The 26118-nt window shown below is 63.0% G+C and carries 25 protein-coding genes and 1 riboswitch; of the genes, 11 read left to right on the top strand and 14 right to left on the bottom strand.

Annotated elements, in window-relative coordinates:
* Positions 1-3 precede the first annotated feature (3 nt).
* From fhuF to QN222_RS11140, 3 genes are all read left to right on the top strand, one after another.
* Entirely contained in the window at positions 4-759 is a 756-nt protein-coding gene (fhuF, locus tag QN222_RS11150; protein WP_283963708.1) for a siderophore-iron reductase FhuF, read from the top strand.
* Between the two features lie 24 nt (positions 760-783).
* The gene (locus QN222_RS11145; protein WP_283963727.1) at positions 784-1899 is read left to right on the top strand and encodes an ABC transporter substrate-binding protein; all 1116 of its coding nucleotides are present in this window, start codon (positions 784-786) and stop codon (positions 1897-1899) included.
* A 156-nt stretch (positions 1900-2055) separates the two neighbouring features.
* Positions 2056-2574, top strand: a complete 519-nt coding sequence (locus tag QN222_RS11140; protein ID WP_283963709.1) for a hypothetical protein — start codon at positions 2056-2058, stop codon at positions 2572-2574.
* A gap of 95 nt (positions 2575-2669) precedes the next feature.
* Here the strand turns inward: QN222_RS11140 and QN222_RS11135 are convergent, their stop codons facing one another.
* Entirely contained in the window at positions 2670-3254 is a 585-nt protein-coding gene (locus QN222_RS11135; RefSeq protein WP_283963710.1) for a cysteine hydrolase family protein, read from the bottom strand.
* 114 nt (positions 3255-3368) lie between these two features.
* Here QN222_RS11135 and QN222_RS11130 point away from each other — a divergent pair, with 114 nt between their 5' ends.
* The gene (locus QN222_RS11130) at positions 3369-3812 is read left to right on the top strand and encodes an Lrp/AsnC family transcriptional regulator (RefSeq protein WP_283963711.1); all 444 of its coding nucleotides are present in this window, start codon (positions 3369-3371) and stop codon (positions 3810-3812) included.
* Between the two features lie 42 nt (positions 3813-3854).
* On the opposite strand, the gene QN222_RS11125 is transcribed toward QN222_RS11130, so the two are convergent.
* From QN222_RS11125 to QN222_RS11115, 3 genes are all read right to left on the bottom strand, one after another.
* A complete protein-coding gene (locus tag QN222_RS11125) occupies positions 3855-5399 on the bottom strand; it encodes a trimethylamine methyltransferase family protein (protein ID WP_283963712.1) in 1545 nt (514 codons plus the stop codon).
* Positions 5400-5606: 207 nt separating this feature from the next.
* Positions 5607-8054 (bottom strand): FAD-dependent oxidoreductase, encoded by a 2448-nt coding sequence (locus tag QN222_RS11120; protein ID WP_283963713.1) that lies wholly within the window; start codon positions 8052-8054, stop codon positions 5607-5609.
* Entirely contained in the window at positions 8051-10498 is a 2448-nt protein-coding gene (locus QN222_RS11115) for an FAD-dependent oxidoreductase (protein WP_283963714.1), read from the bottom strand. Before QN222_RS11115 ends, QN222_RS11120 begins: the two co-directional genes overlap by 4 nt.
* A 126-nt stretch (positions 10499-10624) precedes the next feature.
* On the opposite strand from QN222_RS11115, the gene QN222_RS11110 reads away from it, so the two are divergent.
* A complete protein-coding gene (locus QN222_RS11110) occupies positions 10625-11476 on the top strand; it encodes a LysR family transcriptional regulator (RefSeq protein WP_283963715.1) in 852 nt (283 codons plus the stop codon).
* A gap of 178 nt (positions 11477-11654) precedes the next feature.
* Here the strand turns inward: QN222_RS11110 and QN222_RS11105 are convergent, their stop codons facing one another.
* On the bottom strand, positions 11655-13337 hold the full coding sequence (locus QN222_RS11105) for an alpha/beta-hydrolase family protein (protein ID WP_283963716.1): 1683 nt from the start codon (positions 13335-13337) through the stop codon (positions 11655-11657).
* A gap of 123 nt (positions 13338-13460) precedes the next feature.
* A complete protein-coding gene (locus QN222_RS11100) occupies positions 13461-13919 on the bottom strand; it encodes an Lrp/AsnC family transcriptional regulator (RefSeq protein WP_153440780.1) in 459 nt (152 codons plus the stop codon).
* Positions 13920-14149: 230 nt separating this feature from the next.
* Between QN222_RS11100 and QN222_RS11095 the strand changes: the two genes are divergently transcribed.
* Positions 14150-15433 carry a cystathionine gamma-synthase family protein gene (locus QN222_RS11095; RefSeq protein WP_283963717.1) on the top strand — a complete coding sequence of 428 codons (1284 nt, stop codon included), beginning with the start codon at positions 14150-14152 and terminating at the stop codon, positions 15431-15433.
* A 2-nt stretch (positions 15434-15435) separates the two neighbouring features.
* On the opposite strand, the gene QN222_RS11090 is transcribed toward QN222_RS11095, so the two are convergent.
* Both QN222_RS11090 and QN222_RS11085 read right to left on the bottom strand, forming a co-directional pair.
* Positions 15436-15819: a VOC family protein gene (locus QN222_RS11090; protein WP_283963718.1), complete on the bottom strand. Its 384-nt coding sequence runs from the start codon at positions 15817-15819 to the stop codon at positions 15436-15438.
* Between the two features lie 31 nt (positions 15820-15850).
* Positions 15851-16429, bottom strand: a complete 579-nt coding sequence (locus QN222_RS11085; RefSeq protein ID WP_283963719.1) for a helix-turn-helix domain-containing protein — start codon at positions 16427-16429, stop codon at positions 15851-15853.
* Positions 16430-16511: 82 nt separating this feature from the next.
* On the opposite strand from QN222_RS11085, the gene QN222_RS11080 reads away from it, so the two are divergent.
* On the top strand, positions 16512-17303 hold the full coding sequence (locus QN222_RS11080) for a crotonase/enoyl-CoA hydratase family protein (protein ID WP_283963720.1): 792 nt from the start codon (positions 16512-16514) through the stop codon (positions 17301-17303).
* Between the two features lie 19 nt (positions 17304-17322).
* Here the strand turns inward: QN222_RS11080 and QN222_RS11075 are convergent, their stop codons facing one another.
* A complete protein-coding gene (locus QN222_RS11075) occupies positions 17323-17799 on the bottom strand; it encodes an anthrone oxygenase family protein (protein WP_283963721.1) in 477 nt (158 codons plus the stop codon).
* 114 nt (positions 17800-17913) lie between these two features.
* Between QN222_RS11075 and QN222_RS11070 the strand changes: the two genes are divergently transcribed.
* The 3 genes from QN222_RS11070 to QN222_RS11060 all read left to right on the top strand — a co-directional run bounded on the left by QN222_RS11070 (position 17914) and on the right by QN222_RS11060 (position 20139).
* Complete coding sequence (locus QN222_RS11070) at positions 17914-18564, top strand: TetR/AcrR family transcriptional regulator (RefSeq protein ID WP_283963722.1); 651 nt, start codon at positions 17914-17916, stop codon at positions 18562-18564.
* Between the two features lie 40 nt (positions 18565-18604).
* A riboswitch (cobalamin riboswitch) is annotated at positions 18605-18872 on the top strand.
* Positions 18873-18913: 41 nt separating this feature from the next.
* Positions 18914-19090, top strand: coding sequence for a CbtB-domain containing protein (locus QN222_RS11065; protein ID WP_136506572.1), 177 nt, complete (start codon positions 18914-18916; stop codon positions 19088-19090).
* A gap of 260 nt (positions 19091-19350) precedes the next feature.
* The gene (locus QN222_RS11060) at positions 19351-20139 is read left to right on the top strand and encodes a CbtA family protein (protein WP_283963723.1); all 789 of its coding nucleotides are present in this window, start codon (positions 19351-19353) and stop codon (positions 20137-20139) included.
* 168 nt (positions 20140-20307) lie between these two features.
* On the opposite strand, the gene QN222_RS11055 is transcribed toward QN222_RS11060, so the two are convergent.
* Together QN222_RS11055 and QN222_RS11050 are read right to left on the bottom strand one after the other, a co-directional pair.
* Positions 20308-21159 carry a ferric iron reductase gene (locus QN222_RS11055; protein ID WP_283963724.1) on the bottom strand — a complete coding sequence of 284 codons (852 nt, stop codon included), beginning with the start codon at positions 21157-21159 and terminating at the stop codon, positions 20308-20310.
* Between the two features lie 16 nt (positions 21160-21175).
* Entirely contained in the window at positions 21176-22489 is a 1314-nt protein-coding gene (locus tag QN222_RS11050; RefSeq protein WP_283963725.1) for a glucoamylase family protein, read from the bottom strand.
* A 339-nt stretch (positions 22490-22828) separates the two neighbouring features.
* Here QN222_RS11050 and QN222_RS11045 point away from each other — a divergent pair, with 339 nt between their 5' ends.
* A complete protein-coding gene (locus QN222_RS11045; RefSeq protein ID WP_284005428.1) occupies positions 22829-23623 on the top strand; it encodes a DUF1194 domain-containing protein in 795 nt (264 codons plus the stop codon).
* A 16-nt stretch (positions 23624-23639) separates the two neighbouring features.
* On the opposite strand, the gene QN222_RS11040 is transcribed toward QN222_RS11045, so the two are convergent.
* The 3 genes from QN222_RS11040 to QN222_RS11030 all read right to left on the bottom strand — a co-directional run bounded on the left by QN222_RS11040 (position 23640) and on the right by QN222_RS11030 (position 26107).
* Complete coding sequence (locus QN222_RS11040; RefSeq protein WP_284005427.1) at positions 23640-24392, bottom strand: SDR family NAD(P)-dependent oxidoreductase; 753 nt, start codon at positions 24390-24392, stop codon at positions 23640-23642.
* A 61-nt stretch (positions 24393-24453) separates the two neighbouring features.
* The gene (locus tag QN222_RS11035; RefSeq protein ID WP_283965971.1) at positions 24454-25287 is read right to left on the bottom strand and encodes an ABC transporter permease; all 834 of its coding nucleotides are present in this window, start codon (positions 25285-25287) and stop codon (positions 24454-24456) included.
* Positions 25288-25297: 10 nt separating this feature from the next.
* A complete protein-coding gene (locus tag QN222_RS11030) occupies positions 25298-26107 on the bottom strand; it encodes an ABC transporter ATP-binding protein (protein WP_180938520.1) in 810 nt (269 codons plus the stop codon).
* Positions 26108-26118: the final 11 nt, after the last annotated feature.

The raw sequence follows: 26118 nt of genomic DNA, 5'->3' as shown, positions 1-26118 counted from the left end.
ACCATGACAACGGGCGGGCATGAAAGCATGGCGGACGTCGGCGGGGCAAAGCTCCTGTCGGTGGCCTTTGCCGGTCCGCATGCCTGGTGCAACGAGAAGATGATGCTGGCGGAAGAGCTCTCCGACGGCATCCCGCTCGCCACTTTTTTTGCCTCGGGCGCCTTCGAACGGGCGCTCTCGACCTATGCCGAAATTTCGAATGGTAGCGACCGGCGTGCTGTCGCCTCCATGTGGTCGCTCTATTATTTCTCCTGCCTTACCATCCCTTATGTCGTCGCCCGGGTGCTGGATCACCAAGCGCTGCCCGTTGCGTTCGACGACATGACGGTGGCGCTCTCGGCCGATGGCCTTCCCCGCGCATTCGGCGTCGCGACGCCCGGCGCCTGGCGGGAAGATGGCGAGCAGGAGATATTTTCCGTCCTCGCTCCGCTGATGGAAGAGCATCTCGCCAAGGTCGTCGGTCATCTGAAGGCCATCGGAGGGATTTCGCCCCGGCTCGCCTGGAACAATGCCGCCGTCTATATCGACTATGCGCTTCGCACGGCCGGGATCGAACCCTTGAGTAATCAGGCCGATGCCATGGTCGGCTGTCGCCTGATGCCCAACGGCGCGCCCAACCCCTTCTTCGATTGCCTGCGCCATGAGGAAGAGGATGGGACAAGCGTCTGCCGGCGTAAGATCTGCTGCCTTCGATACCTGCTCCCCGGTATCCCGAGCTGCGGCAGTCTCTGCGCCCTTCCCAGCCAAAGGAAACAGTAATTGTCTCGTCCTAACGTCGGTCTTATGACCATCATCCGGGTCATCACGCTTCTGTCGATGACAGTGTTCTGCTTCGCCGCTCGTGCGGAACCCCAGTGGCCCATGACCATCACCGACGCGGTCGGTCGGCAAGTGAAGATTCCGGCCGCGCCCAAGGCGGTTCTGCTCGGAAGCGGCTTCAATCTTGTCGCCCTCTCGCTCATCCATCCGGATCCCGTCAGCCTCCTCGCCGGCTGGTCGGGCGACATGAAGAACGACAATTCGGAGATCTATGAAAGTTTCGTCCGCAAGTTTCCGAGGCTCGCGGAAGTGCCGTTGATCGATGACGGCAGCGGAGCGGGCCTGTCGTTCGAGGCGCTCCTGACGCTGAAGGCCGACCTCGCGATCCTTGCCAACTGGCAGGCCGATACGGAACCGGGTAAGCGCGCGATTGAATATCTCGAGAGCGTGGGCGTGCCGGTGGTCGTGGTCGACTTCAATGGCGACCCGTTGAAGAATACTGCCGGCAACATGCGGCTGCTCGGCAAGATCTTTGAGCGGGAGAAGCAGGCCGAAGATTTCGCCCGCTTCTACGAAGAGCGCCTCGACCGCATCCGCGAGCGGGTTGCGAAGCACCCCCAACCCGGACCGACCGTGCTCATGGAGGCGTTCCCTGGTGTAGCCGCCTGTTGCTGGGCCTATGGCGTCGGCGGCCTCGGCGAATTCATAAGCATCACCGGCAGCCGCAATATCGTCGAAGGAAAGCTGCCGCGTCCCGGCGGCATGGTCAACGCGGAAGCGGTCATGGCCGAAAATCCCGAGGTCTACATCGCCACGTCGTCGCCGGGCGGAAAGTACAGCGGCTTCTCCATCGGCCCCGGCGTGAAGGCGGAAGACGCAGAGCGGACCCTGGCGGAAGCCGTCGGAACCCCGCTAATGACGAGCATCGCGGCGGTCCGCAACGGGCGCGTCCATGGCCTCTGGAATTTCTTCAATGCCGTGCCGCTGAACATCCTCGCGGCGGAAGCCTTCGCCGCCTGGCTGCGCCCGGACCTTTTTCCGGATGTCGATCCAGCGGCAAGCCTTGCCGAAATCAACACGCGCTTCGCAGCGGTTCCTTTCGAGGGCAGCTACTGGATCAGCCTGAAGACCGGAAAATAGCACAGCCGGCGCATGGGAAAGAGCCCGCGGCAACAGGGCGCTAGCGCCTTGATTTCAAGCATCTTATTCCAATTGATCTTCCTCGGCGTGGATAGACGCGACTGGTAATTGCCAGTCGCGTTCGACCCCATATAAGGTTCCGCGAGGAGGAGCTTCATGCTGTGGTTGATTGTCCTGCTGGTCGCCGTCGCGATCGTATATCTTGCGGCCCGATACAGCCGCTTTCGGAGCCGCGCCGAGCTGATCCTGTCAATTGCCGTCGCGCTCGGCCTGGTCATTGCCTTCGTGATCTGGTTGAGCGACCGTGGCAACCAGCAAGCGTCGGCGCCTGAGCCAACCCGTCCTGCCGGGCTCGCGACCGCGGACCTTGCGCTCGAAGGCGTCACTTTCGAGCGCAACCAGTCCGAGCGGAGCTACCGCGTCCGCGGTACCGTTCATAACGGCTCCTCCCTGGCGCTCGAATATTTCCGGCTGACCGTCACGCTCGAAGACTGCCCTGGTGGCGCATGCGAGCGGATCGGCGATGACACGGCGCTCATCCTCGTCCGCGTGCCGGGCGGCCAGAGCCGGCCATTCGAGACGTTCCTTACATTTCCGTTCCGGGATGGAGAACCGCCAACCGCGCCGAAATGGAGCTACGAGGTGAGCCAAGTGCGAGGCGCGGCGACGCATTAGCGCAATTCCAGGTGTGCAGCGGTTTCCGCCTGGAATTGCCCAGTTTCAAAGAATTAGGAGCCACAGGCGGCATCCCGCCCCGCCAGCCCTCGCAATCACGCCGCCGCAGCGCCGCCGAGCGCCGCGAGCAGCTCGCCTGTCGTCACGACCGAAGCGAATTCCGCCCGCAGCGTCGCGATATGCGCGCGATGGATATCCCGCGCAGAAACCACGCCACCCGAGCCGTCGGCCAGATCGAAACAATCGCAAGCATCCTCCACGAGGATCACGCGATATCCCATGTTGGCGCCGACCCGTACCGAGGTCGAAACACACATGTCCGTGGAGATGCCGAAGAGCACGACGGTATCGGCGCCGAGACGCCGGAGCCGCAAGTCAAGGTCGGTGCCGATAAAGGCGGCGTTCACGCTCTTTGTGACCAGCGGTTCCTCGCCCTTCGGCCCGAAACCCGGGCGGAATGCATTACCCGGCCGTTCCGGCCGCAGCGTCGAGCCTTCCTCGACACTGTCGTGCCGCACATGGATGATCGGCCGCTTGGCGGAACGCCAGGCGGCGAGAAGCGCGAGACCGTTTTCGTCCACGCGGTCATTCCAGCGCGGCGGCCATGGCGCCGCATCAAAGGCCTGCTGCAAATCGATCGGTATCAGGACGGCATTGTCGGGCAATTTCAAGCTGTTCATGGATGAGGCTCCTTCGTTGTCCCTGGACGGTAACTGCCCTATCGTCCGGTTTCACTGAGCATGATGTTGCCCGGCCCGGACGTTCGTCCGGTAGCACCGGCAGGGGACGACGATTTGACCGAACTCGATGAAAAAGACCGGCTGTTGATCGCCGCTTTGCGTAAGGATTCACGCCAGAGCCTTGTGGCGCTCGCCCGCCATGCCGGCCTTTCCCGAAGCGCCACGCATGAGCGGCTGCGGCGGCTCGAGACGAAGGGTGTCGTTGCCGGTTACACGATCCGCCTCGGTCAGGAGGACAAATCGCCTGTCGTGCGCGCGCTTGTCGCGGTCGCCTTCCAGCCCGGCAAGAACTGCGACCATGTGGTGCCGCATCTTTCCGGCATGCCTCATGTTGTCAGTTGCTGGTCGCTTGCGGGCGCAACGGATCTGATGCTGCTCGTCGAATGCGATTCCAACGGCGACCTCGACACGATCCGGCGGCGCATCGCCGCGATCCCGGGTGTCGCCACTGTTCAGACGCATGTGACGCTCAGGACGCACTTCGACCGCCGAACCTGACCGAGAGAACAAGCTCGAAAGCGGAACCGCCCTGAACTGCCGTCAGCAATAGATCCTGAACTTTTCGCGGATCGCCCGGTCGATCTCCGGTGCGATCACCGAAGGCGCTGCCTCCGCGAGAATGCGGTTCTTCCTCTCGATCGCGCGTGCGACGAGATCCGGACGGCCGATCTCCACCCATTCCTTCGGGCTCGTGCGATCGGCGACCGCCGGGTAGATATATTCGGTTTGCATCAGCCCGAGCGTCTGCGGGTGGCCGAGATAGTGGCCGGGGCCGTCAAGGCAGACGGAGCGCATGGTTTCGAGCGAAACCGAATCCTCGGTCACGTCGATGCCGCGGATGCAGCGCTGCACCTGGCCCAGCAGATCGTCGCCGAGCACCAGCGATTCCAGGCAGAAGCCGAGAAGCGAAGCATGCATGCCGACGGCTTCATAGACCATGTTGAGGCCGGAAAGCCCCGCCATGACGTTGGAAATCGCCTGTTCCCAGCCGGCCTGCATGTCCGGCAGCTTGGCGTCTGCGATACCGGCAGCTGCCCCGCCCGGCAGACGGTAGAACTGGTGCATCTGCGCGCAACCGGCCGTCAGCAGCGCCTGCTCGCCGGAACCGCCGGACATCGCGCCGGTCCTCAAATCCGACACGAAAGGCCAGGTTCCGAAGACTGCCGGGTGCCCGGGAGACATGGCGTTGACATAGACGACACCCGCCAAACATTCGGCAACCGCCTGCACGATTGCCGTTGCAAGCGGCGCCGGCGCGGTTGCCCCCGCCTGCCCGGCGGAAAGCAGGAGGATCGGCATGCCGCCACGGATGCATTTTTCCATGGTGACGCAGCTTTCCTCGGCGAATTTCATCGGCGGCACGACGAAGCAGTTGGAATTGGAGACGAAGGGCCGCTCCCGCCACTTGCCCTCGCCGCCGGCGATCATGTGGATGAGATCGAAACAGCCCTCGACATGCGACGGATCGGAAAAGCTGGTGCCGACATGTTTCGTCGTCCCGGCGCAACAGGCATAGAGCGTGTTGATGTCCATCAGGAAATTGTCGGGAATGTCCCGGCACACCATGGCCCGCTGGAAGAAATGGATATTGTCGAGATGGTGGACGAGTTGGGCGGCGTTCAAGAGGTCCTTCGCGGTCGACTCCCGGTATTCCCGCTTCTCGACATCGACAACATGAACCGCCGCGCCGGCGGTGCCGTAGTAGACCCGCGTGCCGCTAAGCTCGAGATCCTGCTTCGGGTCGCGGGCATAGAGCGTGATGTCGCGGGCGGCAACGGCCAGCATGTCCTCGACCAGCGCGCGGGGAAAGCGGATGCGCCCGTCATCGCCGAGGATGGCGCCCGCACCGGTCATGATCTCGATGCCGGATTTCGGCGCATTGGCAAGGCCGATCTCTTCCAGCGCATCGAGTGCTGCTTCGTGGATGCGCCGGACATTCGCCTCGCTCAGCGGCTTGTACTGCCCGCCGGCAAGCCCCGGCCGCACCGGCCGGATGTTCTCGGCAAGCGGCGCCGAGCGAAGCGCCATGCGCGCCGCCCGTCCTCCGGACCGTCTCGAAACCGCAACTGCGCATTCCTCAGCCATCATTCGATCTCCCAATGGCACCTGTCGCCGTCCTCCTGTTGCCCCTCACCCTAACCCTCTCCCCACACGCGGGGAGAGGGGACGAGGCAGCGCCGCGTGTCCCTTTTCCCAAGGGCGAGGTCGGCCTCTCGGCCGCGGCATATCCCTTCTCCCCGCATGCGGGGAGAAGGTCGCGGCAGCGGGATGAAGGGCAATCATTTTTCCCACTTACATCCGCACCCGCTCCGCCTTCGGGTCGTACATCGGCTTCAGCGAAGCCTCAGCCCTGACCCGCGTTCCGGCAATCTCGATCTCGTAGCGTGACGCCAGCACATCCGCGGCGCTCTCGCCCTCGCAAGGCACATAGCCGAGGCCGATCGCGCCGCCGAGGTGGTGGCCGTAGTTGCCGGACGTAATCGTGCCGACGATCTCACCGTCGCGAACAATCGCCTCGTTGTGGAAGAGCAAGGGCTCGGGATCAGCAAGCCGGAACTGCACCAGCCGGCGCGCCAGCCCCTTGTCTTGTTTCGCAAGGACCGCCTCACGGCCGATGAAGTCGCCCTTGTCGGTCTTCACGGCAAAGCCGAGACCGGCTTCGAGCACATGATCCTCATCGGTGATGTCGTGTCCGAAATGGCGGAACGCCTTCTCGATGCGGCAGCTGTCGAGCGTGTGAAGACCGCAGAGCTTGAGGCCGACATCGCCGCCTGCGGCTTCCAGCGCTTCGAACACATGGGCCGCCTGATCGGTCGAGACATAGAGCTCCCAGCCGAGCTCGCCGACATAAGTGACGCGATGCGCACGGGCGAGGCCCATGCCGATCTCGATTTCGCGCGCGGTACCGAAAGGATGCGCCTGATTGGAAAAGTCGCTCGGGCTCACCTTCTGCATCAGCGCGCGCGACTTCGGTCCCATGACGCAGAGCACGCTTTCGGCGGCGGTGACATCGGTGATCACCACGAATTCATCGCGAACATGCTTGCGCAGCCAGGCGAGATCACGCTGCAGCGTCGCGCCGGGCACCACCAGGAAGAAAGCGGTTTCCGAAAGGCGAGTGACGGTCAGGTCGCTCTCGATGCCGCCGCGCGCATTCAGCATCTGCGTGTAGACGATCCGGCCCGGCTCGACATTCATCTCGTTGGCGCAGAGCCGCTGCAGGAACGCGAGCGCGTCTCGCCCTTCGACCCGGATCTTGCCGAACGACGTCATGTCGAAAAGGCCGACGCCGCCGCGCGTAGCAAGATGCTCCTGGCGCTGGTTTTCGAACCAGTTCTGGCGCTTCCAGGAATAGCGGTATTCGCGCTCCTGTCCGTCCCTTGCGAACCAGTTGGCACGCTCCCAGCCCGCCACCTCGCCGAAGACGGCGCCACGGGCCTTCAGGTGTTCATGGAGGGGTGAACGTCGCACGCCGCGCGCGGTCGCCATCTGGCGATAGGGGAAGTGATCGGCATAGAGCAGGCCGAGCGTTTCAGACACGCGGTCCTTGAGGTAGCTGCGGTTCTTCTGGAATGGCTGCGCGCGGCGGATATCGACCTCCCAGAGGTCGAAGGGCGGCTCGCCGTCATTCATCCATTGCGCCAGCGCCATGCCGGCACCGCCGGAGGAAACAATGCCGATCGAATTGTAGCCGGCGGCAACCCAGTAGCCTTTCACTTCCGGCGCCTCGCCGAGATAGTAGCGATCATCGGGCGTAAAACTTTCCGGCCCGTTGAAGAAGGTGTGGATGCCTGCCGTCTCCAGCATCGGCATGCGATTGACCGCCATTTCGAGGATCGGTGCGAAATGGTCGAAGTCCTCTGGCAACTGGTCGAAGCAGAAGTCCTCGCGAATGCCGTCCATGCCCCAGGGCTTGGCCTTGGGCTCGAAGGCGCCGACGAGCATCTTGCCGGCGTCTTCCTTGTAGTAGGTACACTCGTCCGGCACGCGCAGTACCGGCAACCGGCTCAGGCCCGCGATCGCCTCGGTGACTATGTAGAAATGCTCGCAGGCGTGGAGCGGCACGGTGACGCCGACTTGCCGGGCAAGCTCCCTGCCCCACATGCCGGCGCAGTTGACGACATTCTCGGTCTCGATCGTGAAGCGCTCGCCGTTCTGCTCGCAGGTGACGCGCGTCACGCGGCCGTCTTTCTTCAGAACGGACGTGACCTTCACACCCTCGATGATCGTCGCGCCGTTCTGGCGCGCGCCCTTGGCAAGCGCCATGGCGATATTGGCCGGATCGCACTGACCGTCGAGCGGAAGATGCACCGCCGCCCTGACATCCGAAGTGTTGAGATGCGGATACATCGCCTTCACCTCGTCCGGCGTGATCTCGCGAACGTCGACGTTGAAGGCGCGGGCGAGAGAGGCCTGGCGGTAGATCTCTTCCTTGCGCTCGTCCGTCAGCGCGACAGTGATCGAGCCGTTCTGGCGCATGCCGGTGGCGATGCCGGTCTCGGCCTCGAGCTTGACGTAAAGGTCCGCCGAATATTTTGCGAGCCGCGTCATGTTCTGCGAGGCGCGAAGCTGGCCGATCAGACCGGCCGCATGCCAGGTCGTGCCCGAGGTCAGCTGCTTGCGCTCGAGCAGCACCACGTCCGTCCAGCCAAGCTTCGACAGGTGATAGGCAACCGAGCAACCGGAGACACCGCCGCCGATTATAACCGCACGGGCTTTTGCAGGAATGGGTTTCGTCATGCTCTCAGTCTTTCATTCGAGGGATCCCAGAGCGGCTGGTCCGGCTGAACCACCGCCTTGAAGCGCTCGCCGAAAATCTCGACCTCGATTTCCTGGCCCGGCACGGCGAGATCGGCACGCAGCATGCCAAGCGCGATCGACTTGCCGACGCGGTAACCCCAGTTTCCGGAGGTCGTCTCACCGACCACCTCGCCGCCCGACCAGAGCGTCGACATGTAGGGCGCGTCGCATTCGCCGGCCTCGACCGTCAGGGTGACGAAGCGTTTGCTGACGCCCCGCTGCTTCTCGCGCTCCAGCGCCGCCTTGCCCTTGAATGCCGGTTTCGACCAATCGACGAAGCGCTCCAGCCCGCCCTGCAGGACCGTGTAGTCGGTGGACAAATCACCCTTCCAGGCGCGGTAGCCCTTCTCGATACGCAGGCTGTCGAGCGCCTCCATGCCGAAGGGTCTGAGGCCGTGTTTCTCGCCGGTCGCCCATACCTCGTCGAAGATTGCCGCCGTGTCGTCCACCTTCGTGTGGATTTCCCAGCCGAGCTCTCCGGCAAAGGAGACCCTAACGAGTTGGCAGTAGCGCCCCGCGATTTGCGCCGTCTGATGCGTGAGCCAGCCTTTCGAAAGGTCGGCATCGGAAACTTCGGCGAGGATGTCGCGCGATTTCGGGCCGGTCAGGATCTGGCAGGAGAAATTCGCGGTCACATCGTCAAGCGTGAAGGCCGCGCCGGCCGGACGGTGTTTCTGCAGCCATTCGAAGTCGTGCCATTGCGCCGTCGCCGCCGTGATCAGGAAGAAGAAGTCCTCCTCGATCGCCATCACAGACATTTCGGTAACGATGCGCCCCTTGTCGTCCGCGAAATAGGCAAGGCCGATGCGTCCCGGCTTCGGCACGCGGCCGGTGATCAGCCCCGTCAGCCACTCTCGCGCGCCCTCGCCCTTGACGCGGAAACGCGAAAAGCCCGGCAGGTCGAGGATGCCGGCCGCGTCGCGCACCGCCAGGCACTCCTCCTCGATGCGCCTCGCCCACGGCCCCTCGCGGCCCCAGGTCTGCGTCGCTTCCTCGGAGGTGTCGTCGCCGGGTTTTGTGTACCACATGGCGCGCTCCCAGCCGTTATAGGGCTTGAACTGGGCACCGAGCGCGGCGATGCGGTCGTGGATCGGCGACAGCTTCTTGCCGCGCCCCGCCGGCCAGTAATGCTTCGGGAAATGCATCGCGTATTCGTGGCCGTAGATCTCCATGCCCTTGGCGATGCAATAGTCCTGGTCGGTAAAGTTGGTGTAGCGGCGCGGATCGCAGGACCACATGTCCCATTCCGTCTGGCCTTCCGTCACCCATTCGGCGAGCACCTTGCCGGCCCCGCCCGCCTGGCAGATGCCGAAGGTGAAAACGCAGGCCTCGAAAGCATTCGGCACGCCGGGCATCGGCCCGATCAGCGGGTTGCCGTCCGGCGCGTACGGGATCGGCCCGTTGATCACGCGCGACAGGCCCGCCGTGCCGAGCATCGGCACGCGCTCGACCGCATCGTTCAGATACCATTCGAGCCGGTCGAGGTCGTCCGGGAAAAGCTGGAAGGAAAAATCCTCGGGCATCGGATCGTCCGGCCTCGTCCAGTGCGCCCGGCAATTCTTCTCGTAAGGCCCGAGATTCATGCCGTATTTCTCCTGCCGGAGATAATAGGAGGAATCGACATCGCGGAGCAGCGGCAGCTTGTGCCCCGCTTCCTTCGACCAGGCGGCGAGTTCTGGGATTTCATCGAAGAGAATATATTGATGGCTCATCACCATCATCGGCACGTCGCGGCCGAACATCTTGCCGACTTCGCGGGCATAATAGCCGGCGGCGTTGACGACGTATTCGCAACGGATCTCACCCTGCGGCGTGGAGATCACCCATTCATCGTTCTCGCGGCGCGCCCCCGTTACCGGACAGAAACGGATGATCTTTGCGCCTAAGTCGCGCGCGCCCTTGGCGAGCGCCTGGGTGAGCTGCGCGGGGTCGATATCGCCGTCATACGGATCGTAAAGCGCGCCGGTCAGCTCGTGGGTTTCGAGGAAAGGATAACGGCCGCGCATCTCGTCCGGCGTCAGGATGTCGAGATCCATGCCCTGGTAGCGGCCCATGCCGACGACCCGCTTGAACTCCTGCAGCCGTTCCATCGAATGACCGAGGCGGATCGACCCGGTGACGTGGTAGTTCATCGGATAATCGACCAGCGCTCCAAGCTCGCGATAGAGCGAGGCCGAATAGCGCTGCATGTTCATGATCGACCACGACGACGAGAAGGTCGGCACATTGCCGGCCGCATGCCAGGTCGAGCCCGCGGTCAGCTCGTTCTTTTCCAGAAGCACGCAGTCGGTCCAGCCGGCCTTGGCAAGATGATAGAGCGAGGAGGCGCCAACCGCCCCCCCGCCGATGATCACGACGCGCGCGTGAGACGGCAAATTCGACATGCGTAGTTCCCTCTTTTGAGTGGATATTTGACGAGGAAAATAAGGCCATCAAGCAGCGGAACGAGGTATTATTGATCGAGAATTTCGATTAGATTCACCGCGCTTTGGAGGCGGCGTGTCGCAAAGATGCAAGTTGAACTGATTGAGACATTTCTGGACCTGATGGAAACGCGGAGCTTCAACCGCACGGCCGAGCGGCTGAACATTACGCAGTCGACCGTGTCGCATCGCGTGAAGGCGCTGGAGGCGCAATTCAACCGCAAGCTTTTTACCCGCAGCAAGGGCGGCACGGTGCCGACGGCTTCAGGCCTGCGTTTTCTCGATTACGCGAAAGCGCTTCAAAATCAATGGCATGAAGCAACGCGCGCGGTCGCCAGTGCCGGCGCTTTCGAGCGCTCGATGCGGCTCGGGATCCAGCACGATCTCGCCGAGACCCTTGCCGGCAACTGGCTGGCCGCCATCCGTCGCGAGCTGCCGCAGACCGAAATCTACATGGAGTCGGATTATTCCAACCAGATGAACCGCGATCTCGCGGCTGGCGAGCTTGACCTCGCTATCCTCTACACCCCCCATTACCTGCCCGATCTCCACTATGAACGGATCGGCGAACTGCATTACAAACTGGTCAGCACGCAACTCTGCGATATAGCCCGGGTGAAGCCCGAGACCTATATTCGCTCGAGCTACTCGCCGGCCTTCGACCGCGCCCATCGCCTCGCCCTGCCGCACCTCTCCGCCGCGCCGCTTTCCGCCGGGCAGAACATGGCGATCACCGGCCTGCTTCGCGCGCTAGGCGGGGCCGCCTATGTCACCGGAGCGACTGCAATAAGGCTTGCCGACCTCGGTGTTGCGACCGCGGTCGCTGACGCCCCGGTCATTCCGCAGGCCGTCTACGCGGCGACCAGCCTCCGCACCCGCCATGCCCATCAGCACCGCAAGATCATCCGGGCGATGGAGGGGCTGCTTTTTGGTCTTTAGCGTGTAGTCAAACAGGACTTACGCCCGAGTTGCTGCGGAGATTGCCCCTCACCCTGGCCCTCTCCCCGCTCGCGGGGAGAGGGGACTGGAAGCGGCGCGGCTTATCCCTTCTCCCCGCGGGCGCGGAGAAGGTACCGGCAGGCGGATGAGGGGCGAATGCCGGTGAAGCCAGCGTCGCTCATTGCTCCTTGAACCGCGTCTTCAGCCGCGTGACATCTTCGGGTGTGACCGCCGGTGGATCGGTCACCGCCATCCAGGCATCGATATAGTGCTCCGGCGCGTAGACATGACCGTAACCGATCGGCGACGTCGTCGCCAAAGCAATGTCGGCGAGAAGCTGCAGTCCGGTCACCACGGGAAACCAGCTTAGCGCCGGCGAGACATCGGGCCCCCGCGGCGCTTTCATCCATTGCGGCTCGCGATAGAAGGCATGGGGATCGAAAAACGTCACCGGATCGCTCGCATATTGCAGATAAACGATCCGCATCGCCCCCCAGCGGGCGCCCGGAATCTCAAGCGCATTCTGCTGGTGCGTGAAACGGATGATCGAACTGTCCCGGTAGCGCGGCAGCCAGACCGGGGACGCAGGATCGCGATCCGCCGTCACCGATTGCCACAGCTCGCTCGTGAAAGGCGGCCCGCTCCAGAGCGCGCCCTGAAAGGGATCACTTATGACGTCGAACAGATCAACTGACCCTTGCGAGTTCATCGCGCCAAGGCTCAGGCCGTGAAGATAGAGCTTCGGCCGCCGGTCCTTCGGCAGCGTCCTCCAGTAGCTGTAGACCTCGTCGAACAGCGCATTGGCAGCATCGGCCCCGTAGCCCGGCTCGACCAGCAGCGACAGCCAGCTTGAGAGATAGGAATATTGGACCGCAACGCTCGCGACATCGCCGTGCAGCAGGTATTCAACAGGATCCAGTGCCGCCGGATCGACCCAGCCGGTGCCGGTTGGAACGACGACGATCAGCGACTTGCGTTCGAAACCGCCGGCGCGCTTCAGCTCTTCCAGGGCGAGCTTCGCCCGCTCCCTCGCTGAGTCCGCAGAATTCAACCCCGCATAGACCCGTATGGGCTCCCGCGCCTCGCCGCCGAAGAAGGTGCCGATCTCGGCACCCGTCGGGCCCGAGGCGATAAACTCACGGCCCCGCCGTCCAAGCTCATCCCAGTTGACCAGCGATGCGGCGCTGCCCGTCTTGGCCGGATCCGACGGAGGCGGCACCTCGGCGTCGATATAGGCATCGAGGCTCTGAAAGGAACTGTCGGCGGCACGCAATGCGAACCTGAAGATCAGACCATCGGCGACGGACCAGAAGAGTGCAATGGCTGCGAGCCCGCCGATCGCCCTTGCGATAGGGCGCGTGACGAGACGTTCCAGCATGCGCGAGAGAAAATGGAATGTCAGCCGGAACAGCCGCGCCAGAAAGACGAGCACGACAAAGACCGACGCTGCGATGAGACCGAGCTTCAAGGGTTCCGCCGTCTCGATCGGTTCGAGACCCATGATATCGCGGACGGTGTTCTGCCATCCCGCGGTCTGCCACAGGAACACCGCGACTGCCGCAGCGCAGACGAGCCCCGCCACGATCTTCAGCGTGTGTTGACGCCGCGGCGAGGCGTCGGGAAGCTCGAAAAAGGACCAGAGCCAGCGCATCAGCACGCCGATTGCATAGCCGGCCGCGAGCGAGAAGCCGGATATCGTTCCCTGGATCAAGTAAGGCCGCGGAATGAGGCTCGGTGTGAGCGAAACGGCGAAGAACAGCACGCCGACGAGCAGCCCGGTCGTAGAAAACGGACCCCAGAGGCTTGCGGGATGGCTTGAGAGCCGCGGCCTCGACATGTCCGTCCGTTGAAGGTGTTCCATGCGACCCTCCACTCTACAGGCACTACCAGCGGAATGTCCGGCGCGAGCGACACGCGCAGAGAGCAATGTCGCCCTGCTGTCCCATGCAGTCAATTGTTGCCGCCAAAAGGCGCGGGGGCGAGTCTAGATCCGCCGTTCCTTGATCGTGTTCATCACGAAGCTCGTCTCGATCGAAGCGACGCATTTCAACCGGGCGATCTTTTCCTTGATGAAGCGTTCATATTGTTCGAGCCCCGCACTCATCACCTTCAGAACATAGTCGCGCGAGCCGGTGACAAGGTGGCATTCGAGCACCTCGTCCCAGCCGCGGATCGCCTCCTCGAACATCACGATTTCATCCTCGTGCTGGCGGCTGAGCCGGACGGTCGCGATCGCCGTCATCGTCCAGCCTTCGATCGCTGGATCGACAAGCGCGGTATAACCGCGGATGACGCCGCTTTCCTCCAGCCGCCGCAGGCGCCTGAGGCAGGGCGAGGCCGACAGCCCGACGCGCTCTGCGAGCTCGTTGTTGGTGATCCTGGCGTCGGCCAGCAGTTCCTTCAGAATCCGGCGATCCATTTCATCAGCAATTTTCTGCGTCATATCTCTTCGGTTCCGGCAAATATTTGCGCTCATCAAAGCGAAGTGATCGCAAATAGCAAGGATCGGTCCAAGCGTCTGATATAATTTGGCTGTTACTGCATGTGTCCTGAAATCGTAGGCGATTTAAGGACAAAAACATGCAGCCAATTTAAAGTGCTACAGCGTCCTTTGCGCGTCTCACGAGACACGCGGCGCTGTAGCCGAATCCGCTTCGTTCGAGGAGAAAAGCCATGACCGCGCCGCATCCTTCCAAGACCCATATCGGCAACCACAAGCTGCACCCCGAAACCCTCATGCTGAACTATGGTTACGATCCGGAGCTCTCGGAGGGCGCGGTCAAGCCGCCGGTCTTCCTGACTTCGACTTTCGTTTTCCGCTCGGCCGAGGAGGGCCGCGATTTCTTCGATTTCGTTTCGGGGCGGCGCGAACCGCCGGCGGGCGTCGGCGCGGGTCTCGTCTATTCCCGCTTCAATCATCCGAACAGCGAGATCGTCGAGGACCGGCTGACTGTCTTTGAACGGGCCGAAAGCGGCGCCGTCTTCTCCTCCGGCATGGCGGCAATCGCGACGACGCTGCTCGCCTTCGTGCGTCCGGGTGACTCCATCCTGCACTCGCAGCCGCTTTATGGCGGCACCGAAACGCTGCTCGCCAAGACTTTTCTCAACCTCAACGTCTCGGCAGTAGGCTTCGCCGATGGGGTCGACGAGGCGGCCGTCAGGGCCGCGGCGGACGAGGCGATGAACAAGGGACGCGTCGCCGTCATCCTCGTCGAGACACCCGCCAATCCGACCAACAGCCTCGTCGATATCGCCATGATCCGCCGCGTTGCGGAGACGATCGGCGAAAGACAGGGGCACCGGCCGATAGTCGTCTGTGACAACACGCTGCTCGGCCCGGTCTTCCAGCACCCGCTCGATCACGGCGCCGACGTCTCTCTCTACTCGCTGACCAAATATATCGGCGGCCACTCCGACCTCATCGCTGGCGCTGTGCTTGGCTCGAATGCGATCATCAAGCAGATCAAGGCGCTACGCGGCGCGATCGGCACGCAACTCGATCCGCACTCCTGCTGGATGCTCGGCCGCTCGCTGGAGACGCTCGCGGTCCGCATGCACAGGGCGAATGACAATGCCCGCGTCGTCGCCGAGTTCCTGCGCGACCATCCGAAGGTCGAGCGGATTCATTACCTCCCCTTCCATGACGAGGCCTCACCGGTCGGGCGCGTCTTCGCCGCCCAGTCGACCGGCGCCGGCTCGACCTTCTCCTTCGACATCGCCGGTGGCCAGGACGCCGCATTCCGCTTCCTCAACGCGCTGCAGATCTTCAAGCTCGCCGTCAGCCTCGGCGGCACGGAATCGCTTGCGAGCCATCCTGCCGCGATGACCCATTCCGGCGTGCCTATCGAGGTGCGCCAGCGGATCGGCGTGCTCGAGTCGACCATCCGCCTGTCGATCGGCATCGAGCATCCGGACGACCTCGTCGCCGACGTCGCCAATGCGTTGACGACCGTGTGAATTTACGTCTTTCCGGAGCGCGATTTGAGCTCCGCTGAATGCGACAGGATGTTGACGATGTTGCCGAACGGGTCGCGCAGATAGAACCGGCGCACGCCCCAAGGCTCGTCAGTGATATCGTAGACGATCTCCGTACCGGCGTGCTTCGCGCGTTGATAGACCTCGTCCACGTCATCGACCTCGATCGAGAGCGCCGGCACCGGCGTTCCCGATCCACCCTCGATGGCGAAGCTCACCTGCGGCATGGCGGAGCCGCCTTTCGCTGCGAAGGTGAGGATCCACCCATGATCCATCACCACCTCGAGGCCGAGGAGATCGGTATAGAAAGCGCGCGCACGCGGCGGATCGGATGTCTGCAGATTGGGCACGATACGTCGGACTGCCATGCTTTCTCCTCCATTTGGCCGGCATTTTTCGTCACCGGTTGGGCAGCGCACTTCTGATCAGCGATGCCGCCGCCATCCCCGCCGTCTCCATATAGCTAGGATCGCGATGGAGCAAAACGACGGCGAAGCTGCCGTCGAGGAGCAGCCGAACCTGACGCGCAAGCACTTCTGCGCCGTCGATTCCCTCGTCTTCGAGGCTCTGCCGTAGCCAGTTCTCGAATTTCTTCTTATGCGCTGCCCCGATGCGCATCGCGGGATGCCCCGGCATATTCGCCAGTTCGGCGGAGGTGCGCAGGAAGCCGCAGCCCTTCCATTTTGGATGGCGCGCGGCACGGGCGAGATTGCGGAACATTCCCTCCACCTTTGTCGCCACGTCGCCGTCAGTCTCAGTGAACCATTTCTGGAAGAGCCTGAGGTTTGGCTGGTCGCGCCCCTCAAGATAGGCGGCGATCAACTCATCCTTGCTGTCGAAATGATAGTAGAGCGTGCGCTTCGTGACGCCAGCTGCTTCCGCTACCGCGTCGACGCTGACGGCGCGGATCCCCTCCGCGTAGAAAAGTTTGGCTGCAGCAGAAACAATACGGTCGCGGGTGGAGGAAGCAGCTGTCATGGTGCCATGTATACCGACTAGTGAATATACAGCCGGTTATCGCTCGCCTAGCCTGCTTCCGTCAACACCACGGGAGATAGCCATGTCCGATACAGTGCTTTTCGATGCCGCCGACGGCGTCGCGCTGCTCACCCTCAACCGGCCGGAAAAGCTCAACGCGTTGAGCTACGAACTGATCGACCGGCTCCTTCACCTCCTCGACCTGATCGAGGTGGACGACACGGTTCAGTCGATCATCCTCACCGGCGCCGGAGAACGCGCCTTTTCGGCCGGCGGCGACATTCACGAGTTTTCCAGAAGTGTGGCGCAGGGCGTAAATGTCGCCGTTCGCAATTTCGTGCGGCGCGGGCAAAGGCTCACCGCCCGGCTGGAAGCCTATCCGAAACCGGTGATTGCGGCTGTCAACGGCCTTGCCTATGGCGGCGGCTGCGAAATCACCGAAGCCGTGCATCTCGCGATCGCCAGCGAACGGGCCTATTTTGCCAAGCCCGAGATCAAGCTGGCCATGCCGCCGACCTTCGGCGGTACCCAGCGCCTTCCGCGGCTCGCCGGCCGCAAACGCGCGCTCGAACTGCTGCTCACTGGTGACGAATTTTCCGCGAACCGGGCGCTCGAGCTTGGGCTCGTCAACACGATCGTGCCACACGACGATCTCATCGCTTCCGCCCGCGCCTTGGCACTTCGGATCATGCGCCACTCCCCGCTTGCGGTCGCGGCGATCATCACCGCGGTCACGCGCGGTCTCAACATGACGATCGGCGAAGGGCTGCTGAACGAGTGCGAACAATTCGCGCGCGTGGTGCCGAGCCATGATCTCGCCGAGGGCCTTGCAGCCTGGAAAGAACGGCGCGAGCCGCACTACACCGGACGCTGACGCCGTAAAGAGCGCTGCACTAGCTTCGCGCGAAGCCGAGCACGAAGAGCGCCAGCGCTGCGATCGAGGCGAATGTCCGGACGTGGTTCCACCAGACCCAATCGGTCAGGTATCGCTTCTGCCAGATCTCTTGAGCCGCCTCTCCTGACGCGGCCGCAAGCGCATCGTTCAACGGCACGTTGAAGACGATCGTCACCAGCAGTGCTCCGACGACATAGGCAAGGCCGCCGGCCGCCAACAGCCAGCTACCCTGCCCTCCAGAAAAGAAGGCCGAGGCGACGAGGATCAGCCCCACAAGTGCCGTTCCCATGAAGGTACTGAGGAAGATCGGATTCTGGATCACCTCATTGATGGCATTCATCGCGGCGATTCCCTGCTCGGGCGGCAACCGCGACAAGGCCTGCATGATGCAGACGGAGAAGATGAAGAACAGACCGGCCATCAGGCCGGAGCCGATGACAGCGGCGAAAGCCAAAGCGGGAATCAGGGCGACCATCGCACAACACTCCGTATATCGGCGACAACTCGGAAAAATATGAGTAATCCTCATATTTGCAAATGTGATAAATCCTCGTATTTTGCGAGTCAAGTCAAAATGTGAGCGATACTCATGATCGAAGAGCCAATTCCGAGCGTGGAGCCAGCCGAAGAGCAACCAAGCCTTCGCCGCACGCCGAGTCAGAAGCGCAGCCGCGAGCGTGTCGAGCACATCCTCGCCTGCGCCAGTAAACTGATCGAGGAAAAAGGCAGCGACGCCATGCGCATGAGCGAAGTCGCGGAGATGGCCGGCATCTCCATCGGCTCGCTCTACCAGTATTTTCCCGACAAGGCGGCGATCGTGCACACCCTTGCCGAACGCTACAATGCGGCCAGCAGGGACTCCATCGCGAGCGAGTTCGCCAAAGTCACGACGCTCGCCGAGTTGCGCAGCGCCTTTTCGGCGCTCTTCGACACCTACTACGACATGTTTCTCGCCGAGCCAGTGATGCGCGATATCTGGTCGGCGATGCAGGCGGACAAGACCCTGCGCAAGATCGAACTCGCCGAAAGCCGTGCGAATGGGCGCCTGCTTGCCGAAACATGGGCAAGGGTTCAGCCGGAAACGCCACGCCAGAGGATCGAGGACGCCGCCTTGCTCATCATGCATCTCGGCGAATGCACGATGCGGCTCGCAGTCTCGGTCGACAGGCCTGAGGGCGACCGCATCGTCGCCGCCTTTAAGCACATGATCCTTCGTGAATTTGTCGCGGATGCAACTTGAGACGACGCAAGTTCAATTGACATCGCCCGCGACCGATCCTAATCATCTGGGATCGATTGGTTCCCGGAAAGCGAACGCGTTTCGGGAGTAAATGGGAACGTGACGGATGGACCCAAACTGGGCATCTTAATCACGGCCGACCCCGCGACTGTAGAGCGGCGTGAATTTGCCGTTCCGGAGCGATCCGGAAGAAGCCACTGGGAAAGACCGCGAGAGGGCGGTTCGATCCTGGGAAGGCGAGGCAAATCCTTGGTGAAAACCACCTGACGCCGTGAGCCAGGAAACCTGCCAAGCGATGCGGGCATAGTGCCCAACCCGGGAAACGTCCCACGCCATCACGGAGGTTGTCATGGCTACGTCTACAGCTTCGAGCATTTCGCTCTCCCTCAACGATCGTCTGGTCGCGGGCATCTCCGCCCTGTTGATCGGCGCCTTCCTCGTCTTCGGTGCAGGCCTCGCAAATTCGGCCGTTCTGCACGACACGGCGCACGACACCCGCCATTCCTACGGCTTCCCCTGCCACTGATCGATGCCATGGAACGCACGACGGCGCCGCGCGTCTTATCAGACGCGCAAAGGTCGCAGCAGGCGTTCCATCTCGAACAAGAGCGGATCGTTCCTCCGGCGTATAGCACGCGGGCGTATTTGCCGTTGGGCATGCGCCCCGGCGTGTTCCGCCGGCGTTTTGCATCCATGGAAACTGGAAATGGCGCCGGTCTTAGGGCGCGTTTGCGCGTCTTTGAAGACGCGCCGCGCAGCCGCGCGCCGGATTGAGGAATATCGACAATGATCGTCAAGACACTTCTGGCCGCGATCGTGGCCGGGCTGATTGCCGGCGTCTTCATGACCGCCGCTCAGGAAATGCGCGTCGTGCCGCTGATCCTGCACGCCGAGGAATATGAAGGGGAAACACCGGCGGCAGATCAGCCGGCAACGCAGGATCCCGCAGCCGCTGGCCACGACCAGCATTCGTCGCTGAGCGGCACTTCACCCGTCGGCGAGCTGCTTTCCGCGCTCTCGCCGGTCACGCCGGCCTATGCGCATGAGCATGAGGGTGAGCACGAGGAAGGCGGCATCATGTTCGGCCTAAGCCGCTTCTCCGGCACGCTCCTCGCCAATCTCGTGACCGGCGCCGGATTTTCGCTGCTGCTTGCCGGCGTCAGCCTCGTGATCGGCTATCCGATCACGCTCGCGAACGGGGCGCTCTGGGGCGCCTGCGGATGGCTCGCCGTCCACTTGCTGCCGGCGATCGGCCTTCCACCTGAACTGCCTGGCTTTCCGGCGGCCGAACTCGGCGACCGGCAGGTCTGGTGGGCTGCGACCGTACTGTTCTCGGCAGCCGGCCTCTATCTGCTGGCGCTACGCCGCGAGTTGGTCGCCAAGATCGCGGGTCTCGTGCTCATCGCCGCGCCGCAGTTCTACGGCGCGCCGCAGCCGCTCGACATCTCCAGCAACGTGCCCGCCGTCCTCGGCGCCGAGTTCGCCGTTGCGGCACTCGCGACCACGCTCGCCTTCTGGCTCGTGCTAGGGGTGGTATCCGGCTTCATCAACGACCGGTTCGTCAAGGCGCGTTAGGTCACGTTCTGATCTTTGCTGCCCCTCTCCCCGCTCGCGGGGAGAGGCCACGACCATTTATCAGTCTCCACTTGCAGCAACGTCGTGGCTCAGAAATACGCGACCGCGAATCCCTTCTCCCCGCCTGCGGGGAGAAGGTGCCGGCAGGCGGATGAGGGGCTTAGAAACTCACCCCGTTCGATCGCGAAACGCATCACGCAAATGCGCCCGAAGCCGTTCGCGTCGGGCCTCGGGGTCGAGCAACACGCAGCTGTCGCAATAACTGCCGCCGTCGGTGCGATAGTAGAGGCAGCACCCGCCGCGTCTCCTGTAGGTCCGCGAAAGATCCTTCCCATCCGCCGCGGCAACATCGATCCTCTCATAGCAAAGCGCCTCGGAATGAAGCGGAGACCCCGGACGCTTGACGATCGCCAGCGCCTGCGCGATCGCCTCCTCCTCCGTTCCGCGCCGTCGGCCGACTTCGAGAAAGGCACCTGCCAGACTGTCGGCCGCAAGCCGCCATTGCGCGCGCAGCGATAGGCCGCAGCGTCGCTTCAGATGAGCTATGACCGGCTTCAGATGAGCGACAAAGCGATCGTGAAAGAGCTTTTCGGCATCACCCCGATCACTGCCGGAGACATCACTGAGGCCCATGCAAAAATGAAAACGCCCGGCATCAACGGCGCCCGCCTTGCGCGGATGCACGTAGTGCTCGAAGCGTAGCCCCGTCACGTGCGGGACACGACCGCAGCAGAGATAGATGGCGGTGGCCGCGAGGCTGAGCTGATGGCTATAGAAGGCGATGAGATGCGCCGCCCGCACCTTGTCGTCCATCCCGGCGGCAAAACGATCCTGATAGGCGAGACAGGTCTCCAGATCGGCCGACCCCTCGGCCCAGAATGCCGACGGCGGCCGCACCTCCGCGTCCGAGGTCAGCGAGCAGGCAACCTCGGGAAACGCGGCTTCGAGCCAGGCGACCGCCGCCCTCGCCTCCCCCTCGCCCTGGGCGTCTTCCAGCTCCAACTTCGGCGCCTTCTCCATTCCGTCTCCGTCGCGCTCAGACTTGCGGGCCGCCCGCCGACAGCCAGCCACCCTCGAAACCGGCCCGGCGCAGTCCGCAGCCAAAGGCTGGAATGCTGCGCGTGATATCCCAGAGCAATCCGCTTCTCCAGTTCTCGATCATCATGACCAACAGGCCCTGGTCAAGCCCGACGACCCTGTCGTCCACCCAACCTTCGGCGCCCTCGCCTGGCAGGCTCGGATTGAAACCACCTGGAAGGCGGTCATCGCTGAGCAGCGCCGGATAACGGGAAAGCAGATGGTTGAGGCCGCCAAGGCTCGCCTCCGGCTCGAAGGGCAGGCAGGCAAGCGGCGCCCAGGGCACGAGTGTGCCGTCGTCGGCGCCAAAGGGCGCGCCGCGTGCCGCGTAGCCGAGCATCCTTTGCCAACGGCCGTCACGAAGCCGCAGCCGGCCCTTCGGCGCGTGGCAGGCGCTGAAGCCCCAGAGGTCGCGGCAATAACCGGCGAAGGCGCCGGGATTTTCCTCCGCATGCGAGCGCTGGAACGCAACCGCGCGACGGGTATTCTCGAAATAGTCGCTTCCCGCCTTGCGCATCGCGGCATCGCGAATGGCGCGAAAATCGATCCAGGCATGAGGAAAGAGGTGGATGAAAAGCGCGCCCGCATGAAGATGCCGGGCGCCGCCGATCGACAGCCACTCATGAGCCGCGGTGAAGGCGTCGTAGTTCTCAGGCGCGATCGCGTGGCGCGGTGCGGCAAGCGCCAGCACGTAGAGCAACAGTGCCTCGCTATATCCGCGCCAGCGATGCCTGAGGAAGCGACCCGGCGGCCGCCAGCCCATCGTCAGCGCGTTGCCGCGATTGAGGGCCCATGCCCAGTCCGCCCGCTCGAAGAGCCGTTCGGAAAGGCTGCGGATCTCCGTCTCGTCTCGCCTGCCCTCCGCGAAATAGGCAGCCGCCGTCAGCATCCCAGCAAAGAGCAGCGCGCTGTCCATCGTCGAAAGCTCGCAGTTCCAGCTGCGCTCGCCGGTGCGTATATCGAGGAAATGATAGTAGAGGCCACGGTAGCCTGTCGCGCGCCTATCACTTGCCTGCCTGCTGGCCGCGAGAAAACGCAAAACCGTCAGCACGCGACGCGCAGCCTCGGCACGGCTGATCCAGCCACGCTCGACCGCGACCGGATAGCAAGCAAGGCCGAAGCCCGTGGCGGCGATGCTCGATGGCGATCCCTCCCGCGAGGTGTCCGCTACGAGACCCGTCCCGGCATCGGAATATCGGAGAAAATAGCCGAACGCAGCGCGTTGCAACCGATCGATCCGTATGATGTCCGTATTTGACGTGGATTGAAGCATCCCCATGTCCCGTCTGGCGCACAGCGTTCGTGCCGGTTGCGTCAGCGATATCCAACGCCCTGAAAGCGGCCAATGCTTTCGCCCATCGGTACGGTTCCTTCAAGGGCAAAATCGGGCGAGCAGGATATCGGCGATCACCGAATATTGTAGGGCTGATCGTTCGCAACAGTCGCGCAAGGCCAATCCTATGCTACATTCTTCCCGATGCCTTGATTTTGGCGTGATGCAATCCAGACTCAAAGATGTGATCGATTTTTGAAGCGCAGGGTGCGGGCAGATTGCCTCATATTATTCCGCATCCAGCCCCGAAGTGACCACGAGCAGTAGACGGTTGATGCGATGTTGAGCACGTTGGCATTGATCCTGGCCCTCAGTGGGAGTCCGATCCAATCGGCCGCCATGCAGACGGATGTCGATGTGGAACTGGTGCTGGCCGTCGACATGTCCGGATCGATGGACATGGAAGAGGCGCGCGTACAACGGTCCGGCTATCTGCAGGCACTGCGGCATCCGGACTTCATCAACGCGGTCAAGGGCGGCCTGATCGGGCGCATCGCCATCGGCTACTTCGAATGGGCAGGACTTGTGAACGAGCAGTCGGTCGTCTCCTGGCAGGTCATCGACAATGCCGAGGACGCCGAAGCCTTCGCCGCGAAGGTCGAGGCGCGGCCGATCGGCACGCGTCGTGGCACATCGATCTCCAATGCCATCCTGTTCGGCACGAACCTGATCGATTCCAATGCCTTTTCCGGCGCACGCCGGGTGATAGACATCTCCGGCGACGGGCCGAACAATACCGGCCCGCCGGTCACGCCTGCCCGCGACGGAGCCATTTCACGCGGCATCATCATCAACGGCCTTGCGATCCTCATCCGCCCCTCGGTCTCGACCGGACCGCTCGACCAGTACTACGCTCAGTGTGTCATCGGCGGACCGGGATCTTTTGTGCTTCCGGTCCATGAACCGGAGGATTTCGCGATCGCGATCCGCCAGAAGCTGATCCTTGAAGTGAGCGGCCTGCCCCCACCGCCCACCTTGCAACTCACGGCCATGACGCCCGGCGCCGACTGCCTGATCGGCGAAAAGCTCAGGCCGGGATTTCTCGATCGGATCTATCCCGAACTCGACCGATAAGCCCCATCACAACTGCTCATTCGCTGCCGGGCATGAGCGCCGAAACGCCGCCGTCGACGAAAAGCGTCGTGCCGTCGATGAAATCGGAATCGGGGGAGACCAGGAACAGGATGGCGCGGGCGAGATCGTCCGGCACGCCCGGCCGGTCGCGCAAGTTCACGACGGGCCGGGTCGGATCGAATGTATCCTTGCCGACCGGCGAGCCGATCTTGTTCGGCACCACGCAGTTGACGCGGATCTTGTGCTTGGCGAGCTGGATTGCCAACGAGCGCGAGAGGTTCGTCACGCCCGCCTTGGCAGCCGTGTAGGCGACGGCGCGCGGGCGTCCGTAGAAACCCGAGGTCGAGCCGACGTTGACGATGTTTCCGCCATGGCCCTGCGCCACCATCTGCTGGGCGAAATATTTGCTCATCAGGAACGTCCCGGTCAGCGTCACGGCGATAACCCGGTCCCATTCTTCCTTCGTGACATCGAGAATGTGCTTGTTGTCGCTGATCGCAACATTGTTGACGAGGATATCGACCTTGCCGAAGCGGTCCGTCACGCTCTTGACGAGCGAGATGACGCCTTCTTCGTCGGCAACGTTGGCGAGGAACACCTCGGCCGTGCCGCCTGCCGCGCGGATCTCCCCCGCGACGCGTCCGGCGCGCTCGGCGTCGATGTCGGTCACGGCGATACTTGCGCCCTCCTTTGCCAGAAGCTTCGCCGTTGCCTCGCCGATATTCCGGCCAGCGCCGGTGACGACCGCCACTTGATCGATCAGTTTCATTCTGTCCTACCGTTCTTTAGTGTGGAGTGATCCAGCCGGTCGCGCGTGACCGGCCAGAAGATTAGAGCTTGTTGTCCGGCCGCCAGCGGTCGAAGCGCCGCTCGATCATCCTGAGGATGTTGGTGAGAACGACGCCGGCGGCGGCGATCAGGATGATGCCGAACATGACCCGGTCGGTCTGGAAGGTGGCGCCAGCGACGGAGATGAGATAGCCGACGCCCGCCTGTGCCGAGTACATCTCGCCCACCACGATGCCGATCAGCGCGTGACCAAGGCCGAGGCGCAGGCCGGTCAGCAGGAAAGGAACGGCCGCCGGGAAGGCAACCGTCAGGAACATCTGCCTGTCGTTCGCACCGAAGGACCGAGCCACCTTGATATAGTCGCGCTCGACGGTCTGGACGCCGGCGGTCGTGTTGATGAGGATCGGAAAGACGGCGCTCAGAAAGATGATCGCAAACTTCGAGCCGAGGCCGATACCGAACCAGATCATGATCAACGGCAGCAGCGCAATGCGCGGCGTCGCGTAGAGCGCCGAGATGATCGGGTCGAACGCCGCGTCGAAGCGACGGTACCAGCCCATCAGGATGCCGAGCGGCACACCGACGATGATCGCCAGCCCATAGCCAACAACCAGCTCCAATCCGCTGATGGCGAGGTGCGGATAGATGCTGCCGTCGGCGAACATCGCGTAACCGGTTGCGATGATGCGGCTCGGCGAACTGGTGAAAAGCGGATTGACCAGGTCGAGGCGGACGACTGCCTCCCAGAGCAGCAGCGCCACGATCATCGTGAAGCTGCCGAGCAAGGCGTTCTCGTGGCGCACCAGGAATTCGTAGATGGCGAATTCCGACTTGCGCGGTCTTGGGATTTCTCGGTCTTCGGTAACGGACGTCATCTCTCGCTCCTCAATGCACGCGCAGAAGGCCCATGCGGGCGCTTTCCTCTTCGATCAGCCGCCAGATATGGCGAAAGATCTCCATGAAGCGCGGCGTATGCTTCAGATCGAGCGTGCGCTCCTTCGGCAGGTCGATCTCGACGATCTCCTTCACCTTCGCCGGGCGTGCGGAAAACACGACGACGCGGTTGGAAAGGAAGATCGCCTCGTCGATCTGGTGGGTGATGAACAGGCCGGTTTTCTGGGCCCGGTCGAGAATGCGCAGCAGTTCGAACTGCATGAATTCGCGCGTCTGCGCGTCGAGCGCCGCGAAGGGCTCATCGAGCAGCAGCAGTTCCGGATCGACGGCGAGTGCCCTTGCGATGTTGACGCGCTGGCGCATGCCGCCGGAAAGTTCGCGCGGATAGCTGTCCTCGAAACCGGAGAGCCCGACGAGCTCGACAAACTTGCGCGCACGGGCGGCGATTTCCTCCTTGCTCAAGAGCTTTTGGATCTCGAGGCCGTAGGCGACGTTGCGCTGGACCGTGCGCCACGGAAAGAGCGAGTCCTGCTGGAAGACGAGGCCGCGATCCGGCCCCGGCTTCTTCACCTCCCGTTCGTCGATCAGGATTTTACCGCCGTCGATCGAGACGAGGCCGTCGACGGCGGCGAGAAAGGTCGATTTCCCGCAGCCGCTCGGGCCGACGATGCTGACGAGTTCACCCTCGTTGACGCTGAAGTCGATGCCGTCGAGTACGCTCAGATCGCGCTTGGTGCGATCATTGTAATAATTCAGTTTGACGCTATCGGCCTTCAGCTTGACCGGCGTTGCCTGCAACATGGGTGTCTCCT

It is taken from the genome of Sinorhizobium sp. 6-70, from assembly GCF_030124375.1.
Lineage (GTDB): Bacteria > Pseudomonadota > Alphaproteobacteria > Rhizobiales > Rhizobiaceae > Sinorhizobium.
This window is presented reverse-complemented; position numbering and strand designations above follow the sequence as displayed.